At 34.8% G+C, this 12,014-nt stretch carries 9 protein-coding genes; 1 reads left to right on the top strand and 8 read right to left on the bottom strand.

Annotation, left to right across the window (positions count from 1 at the left end):
- Positions 1–5 precede the first annotated feature (5 nt).
- The 8 genes from nrdB to ABXT49_RS04725 all read right to left on the bottom strand — a co-directional run bounded on the left by nrdB (position 6) and on the right by ABXT49_RS04725 (position 9,698).
- Positions 6–1,142: a class Ia ribonucleoside-diphosphate reductase subunit beta gene (nrdB, locus tag ABXT49_RS04760; protein WP_416650764.1), complete on the bottom strand. Its 1,137-nt coding sequence runs from the start codon at positions 1,140–1,142 to the stop codon at positions 6–8.
- A gap of 9 nt (positions 1,143–1,151) precedes the next feature.
- On the bottom strand, positions 1,152–3,431 hold the full coding sequence (gene nrdA / locus ABXT49_RS04755) for a class 1a ribonucleoside-diphosphate reductase subunit alpha (RefSeq protein WP_416653529.1): 2,280 nt from the start codon (positions 3,429–3,431) through the stop codon (positions 1,152–1,154).
- Between the two features lie 209 nt (positions 3,432–3,640).
- Complete coding sequence (locus ABXT49_RS04750) at positions 3,641–4,510, bottom strand: DMT family transporter (RefSeq protein ID WP_416650762.1); 870 nt, start codon at positions 4,508–4,510, stop codon at positions 3,641–3,643.
- A 390-nt stretch (positions 4,511–4,900) separates the two neighbouring features.
- Complete coding sequence (locus tag ABXT49_RS04745) at positions 4,901–5,299, bottom strand: Fic family protein (RefSeq protein ID WP_416650760.1); 399 nt, start codon at positions 5,297–5,299, stop codon at positions 4,901–4,903.
- Positions 5,300–5,429: 130 nt separating this feature from the next.
- Positions 5,430–6,179 (bottom strand): amino acid ABC transporter ATP-binding protein, encoded by a 750-nt coding sequence (locus ABXT49_RS04740; RefSeq protein WP_416650758.1) that lies wholly within the window; start codon positions 6,177–6,179, stop codon positions 5,430–5,432.
- Positions 6,180–6,193: 14 nt separating this feature from the next.
- On the bottom strand, positions 6,194–7,342 hold the full coding sequence (locus tag ABXT49_RS04735; protein WP_416650756.1) for an amino acid ABC transporter permease: 1,149 nt from the start codon (positions 7,340–7,342) through the stop codon (positions 6,194–6,196).
- 2 nt (positions 7,343–7,344) lie between these two features.
- Positions 7,345–8,565: an amino acid ABC transporter permease gene (locus ABXT49_RS04730; RefSeq protein WP_416650754.1), complete on the bottom strand. Its 1,221-nt coding sequence runs from the start codon at positions 8,563–8,565 to the stop codon at positions 7,345–7,347.
- 125 nt (positions 8,566–8,690) lie between these two features.
- The gene (locus ABXT49_RS04725) at positions 8,691–9,698 is read right to left on the bottom strand and encodes an amino acid ABC transporter substrate-binding protein (protein WP_416650752.1); all 1,008 of its coding nucleotides are present in this window, start codon (positions 9,696–9,698) and stop codon (positions 8,691–8,693) included.
- A 707-nt stretch (positions 9,699–10,405) separates the two neighbouring features.
- Here ABXT49_RS04725 and ABXT49_RS04720 point away from each other — a divergent pair.
- Positions 10,406–12,010: an NAD+ synthase gene (locus ABXT49_RS04720; RefSeq protein ID WP_416653528.1), complete on the top strand. Its 1,605-nt coding sequence runs from the start codon at positions 10,406–10,408 to the stop codon at positions 12,008–12,010.
- The last annotated feature ends 4 nt before the right edge of the window (positions 12,011–12,014 follow it).

Below are 12,014 nucleotides of genomic sequence, written 5' to 3'. Positions count from 1 at the left end.
AACATTTAGAGCTTAAAATCATCAAAATCTTGATCTTCTGCATCAATTGTGTTATCAATAGCACTAACCAAATATGAGGTAATTTCAGTTTCTTGAGGAGCAACTTGAACATTGTCTGAATCTAACCAATGGTTGAGCCATGGAAGGGGGTTCGTTGTTTGCTCAAAGATAGGCTGCATATTTAATGCTGCCATACGATTATTAGTAATATATTCAAGATATTGTTTAAGGATTTCGGCATTAAGACCAATCATTGAACCATCACGAAATAAATATTCTGCCCACTCTTTTTCTTGGTTTGCGCCATCTTTAAACATCTCAATGACTTCTGCTTCGCACTCAATAGCAATTGCTTGCATATCTGGATCATCTTTACCGTCACGCATTAAATTTAACATATGCTGAGTTCCGGTAAGATGAAGCGCTTCATCGCGTGCAATTAGTTTAATAATTTTTGCATTACCCTCCATTACCTTTCTTTCTGCAAAAGCAAAAGAGCACGCAAAACTTACATAAAAACGAATCGCTTCTAAAATATTAACTGACATAATAGTTAAATAAACTAGGCGTTTGAGTGAGTATAAATTGATATTAATTGACTCGCCATTAATTAGATGCTCACCCTCACCATGAAGCAAGTAAGCTTGAGTGTGCTTAATTAACTTATCATAGTACTTAGAGACACTGGTTGCTCTTTGGATAATTTCGTCTGTCTTCATTATTTCATCAAAAACAACACCAGGTTCATTCATAATTGCTCTAATAATATGGGTGTAAGAGCGAGAATGAATCGTTTCAGAGAATGCCCAGGTTTCAATCCAATTCTCTAGCTCGGGCAGTGAAACAATTGGCAAGAAAGCTATGTTAGGTGAGCGTCCTTGAACCGAATCTAGCAAGATTTGGTACTGAAGATTGGAAATAAAAATGTGTTTTTCATTGGGCAATAACTTACTAAAGTCAATTTTATCCTTTGAAACATCTATTTCTTCAGGGCGCCAAAAGAAAGAAAGTTGTTTTTCAGTTAGCTTTTCAAATATTTCAAATTTTTGTTGATCAAATCGGGCGACATTAACAGAATCCCCAAAGAACATTGGCTCTTTTAAGGTGTCATTTATTTCTTGATTAAAAATACTATAAGACATAATTATATTTTAGAGTTTGCAAACACCATCTTCACAATCATCATCTCCCTGTTTAGTGTTATTTTGGTCATCACCAGAGCCATCTCTTGTCGTATGATAATAAAGCGTTTTAATTCCATACTTATAAGCTTTAAGCAAGTCCATTAAAAATAACTTCATAGGAACTCTACTACCTTCGAATTGAGAAGGGTCATAATGAGTATTTGTTGAGATTGATTGATCCACAAATTTTTGCATAATCGCACACAACTGAAGATAACCTTCGTTATCCTTTATATCCCAAAGAAGCTCATATTTTTTATGAAGTTTTTCATATTCAGGAACAACTTGTTTTAATATTCCATCTTTTGATTGTTTTACTGATATAAAGCCTCTAGGTGGCTCAATTCCATTCGTTGAATTCGAGATTTGAGATGAACTTTCACAAGGCATTAATGCTGTTAGAGTTGAGTTTCTTAGACCTTTAGATTTAATATTTTTTCTAAGTGTATCCCAATCTAGCTCTAGCTTTGTGGAGCAAAATGCATCAATATCTTTTTTGTAACTATCAATGGGCATTATACCTTTTGCGTATTGAGTTTCAGAAAAAAGAGGGCAGGGACCAAGTTCTTCTGCAAGCTTATTTGAAGCTTTTAAAGAATAGTATTGTAGTGCTTCAAAGGTCTTATGAATCAAGTCATTTCCTGAGCCATCTGAATATTTGGCATCATTTTTAGCCAAGTAATACGCTAAATTTGTCACACCAATACCAAGTGTACGTCGGTTGTTACTAGCAATCTCAGCTGATTTGAGAGGATAGTCCTGATAATCTAGCAATGAATCTAAAGAGCGAACAATAATTTCAGTAATGTCTTCAAGCTCATCAAGGCTATCTAACGCACCTAGATTAACTGCAGAAAGAGTACAAAGTGCAACCTCACCTTTTTCATCTTGGACTGAAAACAGGGGTTTCGTTGGAAGCGTGATCTCCATACAAAGGTTCGATTGTCTGATTGGAGCATACTCTGGGTTAAAAGCACCATGAGTATTACAATGATCAACATTTTGAAGGTAAATGCGACCAGTATTTGCCCTTTCTTTCATGAACATTGCAAATAAGTCACGCGCTTTAATGGTCTCTTTTCGGATTAAGTCATCACTCTCGTATTTCTCATATAGTTTTTTAAATTTTTTCTGGTCAGCAAAAAAAGAGTCATATAAACCAGGAACATCATTTGGTGAGAATAGTGTGATATCAGAGTCTTTTAAAAAGCGCTCATACATTAATCCATTAAATTGAACACCATAATCAAGATGCCTAATTCTATTTTCATCGGTACCAGTGTTATTTTTAAGCACTAATAAGCTTTCAACTTCAAGGTGCCATAGTGGATAAAATAAGGTTGCAGCACCACCTCTAACACCACCTTGGGAGCATGATTTAACAGCAGTATGGAAGTGTTTAAAGAAAGGTATACATCCAGTATGAGTTGCCTCCCCACCTCTAATTGGGCTTCCAATAGCTCTAATTTTTCCAGCATTTATTCCAATTCCAGCGCGCTGAGAAACGTACTTAACAATTGCACCAGATGCAGCACTAATTGAGTCTAAATCATCATCAGTTTCAATTAAAACGCAAGATGAAAATTGACGCGTTGGAGTTCTAACACCAGCCATAATCGGCGTAGGAAGAGAAATTTTAAAGTTAGATGAAGCATCATAAAAGCGCTTTACAATATCAATTCTTGCTTTAGCTTTATACTCCTGGAATAAGCACATTCCAACAAGCATGTATAACATTTGCGGTGATTCATGAATATCACCAGTCACCCGATTTTGAACTAAATATTTACCTTCTAATTGCTTAACAGCAGCATAAGAAAACTTCATATCACGCCAATGATCAATATAATTATTAAACTCTTCAAATTCTGATGCGTTATATTTATCAAGAATATCTTTATCGTATATACCTAATTTAGTAAGTTTTTTTACATGATCAATTAAAGAGGGAGGTGTAAAAGATTTGTAAGCTTTTTTTCTCAAATGAAAAATTGCTAATCGAGCAGCTAAATATTGATAATCAGGAACATCAGTAGAGATTAAGTCTGCTGCAGATTTAATAATTGTTTCATGGATATCTTCAGTGCGGATACCATCAAAAAAAGCTAATTGAGCATTGATTTCAACTTGTGAAACAGAAATATTATCAAGGTCTTGAGATGCCCAATGAACAACGCGGTGGATTTTTTCAAGGTCAATTGACTCTTTTGAACCATCTCTTTTAGTAACTAATATTTCTTGATCCACTGTATTGTCTTTTACAGCCTGTATTTCTTGACTCAAACCCTACTCCTGAAAGATGCACTACATTTAGTGCTTACGGAGATAAATATACACTAAATATAGAATATAAATAATATAGATATAAGATTATTAAATAGATTTAGGACAAAAAAGAGCTAAGCAATTGAAAGAAAAGAAGAAATTATGCTATTAAATAATCAAAAAAATAAATATTAAGATTTAAATCTTGATACAAAAATTCCAGAGATAATTAGAACTAATGCCAATAAATTACTTAAAAGAATATCCTCACCAAGTAGTAATGCTCCAAGGAAAAAAGCAACAACAGGGATTAAATAGTTAATATTAGAAAGAAATGTTGCACCAGCAGAGTTGATAATAATGAAATAAACGAGAGCTGCAAGACCAGTGGGAAGAATTCCAAGAAGAATAAGACTGGCCCCACTTAATAATGGAACACCAGAAAAATCAATAAAAAATACACCTGGCCATATGAAAAATGAGAGCATGCTGGCAATTAATAATACACATGCACTAGATACAATAGGATCATAAGAGGGCAATCGTGAAGCAATAATAGTGTTAACTCCATAAGCACATGCAGCAGATAATACTAGTAATATTCCAATAAACGTATTAGAGCCATCTCTAAGAGAAGGGCTTAATATAAATAACACACCAGATATCCCAATAACAAATCCAAATACCTTGTATCTATTTAGTTTGTCGTTGGGAAGAAAGAAATGCGCTAAAACAAGTGTAACTAGCGGCATAATAGCCATCAACAATCCAGCCATCCCAGAAGTAATTGTTACTTGTCCAGTAGCAATTAGAAGGTAAGGCAAAATATTACCAATTACAGCATAAACAATAAAATGAAGCCAAGGCGTGATAGATCTTGGAAATTTCTTTCCATAAAAAAAAGCAACTAACATCATAGTAATCGCACCAATAAATAATCTATAGCCAACAACTTGTTCAGGAGAAAAAAATAAAAGTGAGCGATCAATTAAAAGAAATGACGAACCCCACATTAGCACGAGTAATCCTAAAAGCGAATAATTTCTTTTGTTTACTGACATATTGAAGATAAAGGGACCAAGAAAAAAATGTGAAAAAAATCTGAAATAGCAGGGGGACTAAGGCTGTTATTATCCACAGTAACTCTATTCAGGGTAATTTATGTTTAATATTAGTTATAGATAAGTTATTTAACATAATATAAATTATACGAAGTTAATAGGGGCTAAAGATAGCAAAAATGACTAAATAACGAAAAATACTTGACTAAACGTATAAAAATCAATGAGTTACATAATGGACTCGAAATTTGCCCATATACTGCATATCTATTACTTATGCAACAACTTCTCAAGAAAAATAGTGAAAGTCTAAATTATAGAAGATATGGGAGCAGGGCTTAAAAATGTAGTAAATTAAGTAACCAGACTACTTGAAAGGTTGAAAATACATTATTCTTTTATTCTTTTTTTAACAAACTTACCTGTAAGTCTATATTTTTGACTTGGGCTTTTAGGACTATCTGGAATTGTTAGCTCTAAGAAGTTTTGATCAAGAAGTGGGTTAATGATTGCTATTTTAAACTTTGATTTATTTGATCTCTTTAAAATCTTCATCAGCTCTAACGCACTGCTTTCTATTTTACATTTTTTTAGAATTTGAAGATGGTCCCTACTTAGTCCCTTCTTAGTCCCTTTATCCTCATTATTGCTTTCAGAGCTATACAAAAATGATAATTGTTCAACCTCCTCACCAATTTTTTTACTTCTCTTTATATCCTTGGTCCAGTCCACAGATTGTGTAATTTCTGACGTCTTGGGCGATTGTTCTTTTTTTAGGAAACCAAACATTTATCAATTAGTAAGTTAGTTAATTAATATTCTTCTTAGTCGAATTATATAACTAGAAGGTTGCGCGCATATTGTTTTATTCTTAATTAAGACTCATTAAAACTGTTAATTGTCCCTTCAAAGTCTAATATCAATGAGTTAGTATTTGATCCAGAAATAGCTGTAATCTATCAGATTCCGCATGATTAAAGAAGTTCTCAGGATCGTTTTCTTCAACTATTTGACCATCATCCATAAAAATAATTCTATTTGCAACTTTGCGTGCAAAGCCCATTTCATGGGTTACACAGATCATTGTAATACCCTCTTTAGCTAGTTCAACCATTACGTCTAAGACTTCAGAGATCATCTCAGGATCCAGAGCCGATGTTGGCTCATCAAATAGCATTATTTTTGGTGAAGTGCATAAAGACCTTGCAATAGCAACACGCTGTTGCTGTCCACCACTAAGTTGATTTGGATACTTCTCAGCTTGGTCCCTTATCCCTACCCTATCCAGTAACTTAAGCGCTTTATCTCTCGCCTCTTGCTTTGTTTCATTGTGGACCCATATTGGCGCAAGTGTTAAATTATCTACGATTGTTAAGTGTGGAAATAGATTGAAGTGCTGAAATACCATTGCCACTTCACTTCTAATTTTTCTAATTTTTTGCGCATCATCAGTAAGTTCAGTGCCTGAGACTAGGATGCTTCCTTCTTGAAACTTTTCAAGAAAGTTAACACATCTTATTAGCGTTGACTTACCACTACCTGATGGGCCGCATACCACTATTATTTCACCTTCTTTTACATCTAAATCAATATTTTTTAGCGCATGGAAATCGCCATACCACTTATTCAATTTTGATATTTCTATTATGTTTTTTTTATCAATGCTCATCTTTATTAGCCTTTTTAATTTGTATTTTCAGTATTGAAGCGTAACTCTAGTTTTCTTGAATAGCGTGACATTGTATATAGTATAGCCCACATAACAATTGTAACGAAGACAAAGCCTTCAGTTTCCCTTCCAAGCCAATAAGGGTCATTACTTGTTAGGTTAACCATTGCCAGCATATCAAATAGCCCTATTATCAGAACTAGTGTTGTATCTTTAAATAGTGATATTGAAGATCCTACTATATTAGGAATAGAAATTTTAAGTGCTTGTGGCAAGATTATTAATACATTTTTTTGGAAGTAACTTAGTCCTATTGCATCAGCCGCCTCATACTGCCCTCTTGGGATTGCTTGCAGCCCTCCTCTAACAACCTCTGCAAAATATGCAGCTTGGAATAGAGCAATACCTATAAGGGCTCTTAAGAGTTTATCAAAATAATTTCCTGACTCTAAGAATAATGGAAGCACAAAAGAGGCCATGAAGAGAATTGTGATTAAGGGAACAGCTCTTATAAACTCAATAAATAGCGTGGAAAATAACTTAATTACTTTAAGGTTTGACTGCCTTCCAAGTGCAAGTAGCACTCCTATTGGAAATGAAACAATAATGCCAACTGATGCAATAATAAGAGTTAGCAAGAGTCCACCCCATTGGTCAGTTGAAACTGGCATTAGAATCCCAAAGCCACCTGCAATTAATACGTAAGAAACTAGAGGGTATAGAATAATTAGTGATAATGTAACTCTATTCTTATGCTTATAGTGCTTTACCAATGGCACGATAACAAAAAGAAGCGCTGTTAATCCAAATACAATATTAGGTCTCCAGGTCTCTGTACGAGGATAGAAGCCATAGGTATACATATATAACTTTTCATAGATATATGGCCAGCATGCACCTTCACGACCACAATTCTGATTTGTCGCCATGGCTTCACTAAACTTGATATCAAAACCAAAAAGATTTACAGTGCCAAAGCTAAAGCTTGCATTAAATATCATCCAATCCAGTAAGGGAGGAATCATGATATACAGCAAATAGAGTGAGGCAAGTGTAAGGGCGCTATTAATCCAAGATGAGAAAAGGTTAGTCCTGAGCCATAAAACTGCCCCAATTTGAGTAATTGGTGGCTTCCTGGTTGATTGCTGATCAAATACTGACATAATTATCTTCCTTGGATTTCCATTTTTTTATTGACATAATTAAGCAATAAAGAAATAAACAGTGAGATTACTAGATAAACCAACATCGCCATAGCTAAAATTTCAACTGCTTGACCAACCTGGTTTAGGACGGTACCTCCAAATGTACTCATTAATTCTGGGTAGCCAATTACTGTGGCTAATGAAGAGTTCTTTGTTAAATTTAGGTATTGATTGATGGTGGGTGGAATTGCCACTCTTAATGCTTGCGGCAAAACAATCAGCTTAAGAGACTGAACTGGCGACAAACCTATTGCAGCAGCAGCCTCCTTTTGGCCTTTATCAACTGCCTCTATTCCAGATCTTATTGCTTCAGCAATATAAGTTGCAGTGTAGACGCTCAATGCAAAAGTTAATGCTAAAAATTCTGGAACAACAGCCATGCCACCTTTCAGATTAAATTTTCCTAGAACTGCATAATCAAATTGAAGTGGTGAGCCAACTAAAAAGTAAACCATTACCGGTAAGCCGACTATCAAACCAAGAGTGTACATCCAAGTACTGGTATGTGTTCCTGTAAGCTCATGTCTCTTCTTATAAAATTTTTTAATAAGATAAGCAGCAATGATTCCAATAATGAATGCTAAGGCAACAAATATAAAGCCATCTTCGGCAATTGGTTTTGGAAGGTATAAACCTCGCTGATTAAGGAAGGCAATATCAAAAAATGCCAAGCTTTGTTTAGGATGAGGAAAAACATTAATAAATAGGTTGTACCAAAAAAGAATTTGTAACAGAATGGGTATATTTCTAAAGAGCTCAATATAGCCCCCCGCAAGTTTTGCAATTAGATAGTTATTAGAAAGCCTTGCAATACCAATTAGCAGCCCAATTAGTGTAGATAGAATTATGCCAATAAAGGCAACAACTAGGGTATTTACAAGTCCTACATAAAAAACAGTTAAATTTGAAGATTCTGGGGTGTAGTCAACTACAATATTACCAAGGAAAGGCAAGATATCAAAACCTGCCCTATTATTAAGAAAAGAAAACCCTGTTTGTATTCCTCTCGCTTCAATATTTTGAAAGAGGTTTCCTATTGCCGTATAAAAGAGCCCCACTACTAAAACAAATGTAATTACCTGGAAGAAAAAAGCTCTTACCTCATTGTTATAAAGTAAGTCACGGAAGTTTGACCCTCTGTGTTTAGATTTACCAAGGGAGTCGAGAATAAGTTTTTTCATATAGAGCAACAAATATTAATTGAGAAATTTTACTAAAAAACGAGCTTTGAATTAAGAAAAAAAGTAAAAAAAAACCAGCCTGCTAAAGTATAGCAGGCTGGCTTAAGTTCTATCTAGATAATTGCTTATCTAAATGGAGGTGAGTAAAGGATACCACCTTGTGACCATAGTGCATTAACACCACGAGCAATACCAATTGGAGTGTCAACACCAATGTTGCGCTCAAAGCTTTCAGAGTAGTTACCTACTTGCTTAATGATCTGGTAAGTCCAGTCTGGAGTCAAACCAACGTACTCATGAGTGCTTCCAGAACGACCCATTAAGCGCTCACGCTCAGGGTTATTTGAAACCATATCAACAGTAGCACTAGTAACACCAATCTCTTCAGCAGTGATCATAGCGTTAAGAGACCATCTTACGATGTTAAACCACTGATCGTCACCTTGACGAACAACAGGGCCTAAAGGCTCTTTAGAGATGATTTCTGGAAGTACAACGTGCTCAGAAGGATCGTTCGCACCAGCACGCATTGAATATAATCCAGATGCGTCAGTTGTTAGAACGTCACAACGACCAGAGTCGTAGTTAGTTAGAGTTTGTGCATTCGTGTCAGAAACAACAGAGTTGTAATCGATACCGTTTGCTTTACCCCAGTCAGCTAAGTTTAATTCAGTAGTAGTACCTGCTTGAATACAAATTGCAGCTCCACTTAATTCCATAGCACTAGAAACACCTAGAGAAGACTTAACCATAAAGCCTTGTCCATCATAGTAGTTAACACCAGCAAAGTTAAGACCTAGTGAAGCGTCACGAGTAATTGTCCAAGTAGTGTTTCTAGACAACATATCGATCTCACCAGACTGAAGTGCAGTGAATCTTTCTTTGGCAGTTAGTGGTACAAATTTAACTTTAGTTGCATCGCCAAGCGTTGCAGCAGCAACAGCACGACAAACATCAACGTCAACACCTGTCCAAGTACCTGAAGAGTCAGCTGAAGAGAATCCCGCAAGACCTTTAGATACGCCACAAGAAACGTGGCCTTTAGCTTGAACGTCACTTAATGTAGAAGCTTGTACACCAAGTGCACCAACAACCAACAACGAAGCAGCAGTCAATTTTAGTAATTGTTTCATATATATCTCCTTAATGAGTTTCAAAGTATAACAATCCATCACAATTGCGTGAGGATTAAAGAATTTTATCACTACTAAGCATCACAATGCTAGTTATTTTTAAAATCAATTTACGTCTCTAAGGCCAATGATATAGGGATATTTCAAAAAATTCAATTCAACAATATGTGTAAATATTGTTAAAAAATTAGTGAATTTAATTCAACTTTTATAGACCATCTTAAGGTTTATTATTTAATGAAATTGATTCTGAATCAATAATTATAACTTTAAAGTAGTAAATTTATAATTTTTAATTTCTATATATAAAACAATGGCTTAAGTACATTTTAGTTAATAAATACATTTGTTTTTAATACTTTTATTTAAGAACTATAGTTATTTTATACCTGTAGTGGTATAAAATAACTAATATATACTTTAACTAACGAATCATAGTGAATAAAAAAACAACTGAATACCTTGCTCTAGTGCGTGAGAAAACTGGTTTTTCTGATTATAAAATTGCTAAGGAGTATGATATAAATCAATCTAACCTTAGTAAATATAGTTCTGGTAAGGCCGCTCTTAGTGAGACACACGCCTGGTTATTTGCTAATATCCTTGAATTAGATCCATCTCAAGTGGTTGCAAATACTAAGTATGAACATGCAATAAATACTGGAAATAATTTGAAGGCTATATTTTGGCAGGAACAGCTTAATAAGATATTTTCTGAATCGGAGTCAATAAAAATCCAAATTGCTCAATTTAACCCTATTGTTGGAGATATTAAGGCAAATGCCTTAAGAATGTTAGATTTGATTAATGAGGCTCATGAAATTGGAGCGCATTTAATTGTTTTTCCAGAATTAGCAATTACTGGCTACCCTCCAGAAGATCTTTTATTTAGAGAGGGTTTTATTAATCAAGTTAACGAAGAAATTAATAGTTTATGCAATCTAGTGCCTTCAGCTATAACTATTCTATTTGGTGCACCAAGCCAATCAAATGAGTCTCTTTTTAATAGCGCTTTTTGCATTCAAAACAATCGAGTAATTCATATTTACAATAAGCAAGAATTACCAAACTATGGCGTTTTTGATGAAAAGCGCTACTTTGCTTCTGGTGACGAGTCATTTATATTTGAATGTCAGCAAACTAAAGTTGGCGTTTTAATTTGTGAAGATCAATGGATTGACGGTCCAATTGATAGGCTATGTCAATCTAATGTTGATGTAGTGGTGTCTCTTAATGCATCACCCTTTCAATTAAATAAACAAAATGAGCGTATAGATATTTGCAAACGTTATGCGGTGAAGTTTGATCTTTCATTTATCTACGTGAACATGGTTGGAGGACAAGATGAAGTTGTTTTTGATGGTAACTCTTTTGTCATAAGTAATCTTGGAGAGCTTACTCTTCAGCTACCAGCATTTAAAGAGATGTCGTTACTTCATAATAGTACTAATTATTTGCCCTCAGTTTTAAGTGAGGAGGCGTCAATATATTCTGCACTTGTTTTAGCAACGAGAGATTATATTCAAAAAAATTCCTTTGGAGGAGCTTTAATTGGCCTGTCTGGTGGTATTGATTCAGCTTTAACTCTTGCAGTTGCAGCTGATGCTATTGGTCCTGAGAATGTTCATGCAGTGATGATGCCTTACCAATTTACTTCTGATATGAGTCTTGAGGACTCTGAACTTCAGGCTCATGCTCAGGGAGTACAGTTCTCAAATATTGATATTCACTCGATGGTTGATTCTTTTAATTTTTCTCTTAATGATTTTTTTGAAAATACTTCTCCAGATTCGACTGAAGAAAATATTCAATCTCGTGTTCGAGGTACGCTTCTAATGGCGCTTTCAAACAAATATCATAAAATTGTTCTTGCAACTGGCAATAAATCAGAGATGGCAGTTGGCTATGCGACCTTATATGGTGATATGTGCGGTGGTTTTGCTCCACTTAAAGATATTCCCAAAACAATGGTATACAGGCTTTCTAGATATAGAAACACAATTTCTCCAGTTATTCCTGATCGCGTTATAACAAGACCTCCTTCTGCTGAGTTGGCTCCTAATCAAGTTGATCAAGATACACTGCCTTCTTATGATGTTTTAGACGATATTTTAAAGAGATTTGTTGAATTAAAGCATTCTGTAGCTCAAATTACTGAGCAAGGGCATAGTCTTGAGCTTGTTAATAAAGTTACTTCTATGATCCTTAGAAACGAATACAAGAGGCGTCAATCTGCTCCTGGACCTAAGATAAGTGGAAATGCATTTGGTAAAGAAAGAAGGTATCCAATGACATCAAAGTTTAAGCCCTAATTTT

This window comes from Candidatus Pseudothioglobus sp. Uisw_086 (genome assembly GCF_048085745.1).
Classification (GTDB): Bacteria; Pseudomonadota; Gammaproteobacteria; order PS1; family Pseudothioglobaceae; genus Pseudothioglobus.
This window is presented reverse-complemented; position numbering and strand designations above follow the sequence as displayed.

Bases quoted from the DNA above. Each gene is read 5' to 3' on its own strand.
- nrdB (WP_416650764.1), bottom strand. From the start codon at position 1,142: ATGTCTTATAGTATTTTTAATCAAGAAATAAATGACACCTTAAAAGAG.
- ABXT49_RS04750 (WP_416650762.1), bottom strand. From the start codon at position 4,510: ATGTCAGTAAACAAAAGAAATTATTCGCTTTTAGGATTACTCGTGCTA.
- ABXT49_RS04745 (WP_416650760.1), bottom strand. From the start codon at position 5,299: ATGTTTGGTTTCCTAAAAAAAGAACAATCGCCCAAGACGTCAGAAATT.
- ABXT49_RS04740 (WP_416650758.1), bottom strand. From the start codon at position 6,179: ATGAGCATTGATAAAAAAAACATAATAGAAATATCAAAATTGAATAAG.
- ABXT49_RS04735 (WP_416650756.1), bottom strand. From the start codon at position 7,342: ATGTCAGTATTTGATCAGCAATCAACCAGGAAGCCACCAATTACTCAA.
- ABXT49_RS04730 (WP_416650754.1), bottom strand. From the start codon at position 8,565: ATGAAAAAACTTATTCTCGACTCCCTTGGTAAATCTAAACACAGAGGG.
- ABXT49_RS04725 (WP_416650752.1), bottom strand. From the start codon at position 9,698: ATGAAACAATTACTAAAATTGACTGCTGCTTCGTTGTTGGTTGTTGGT.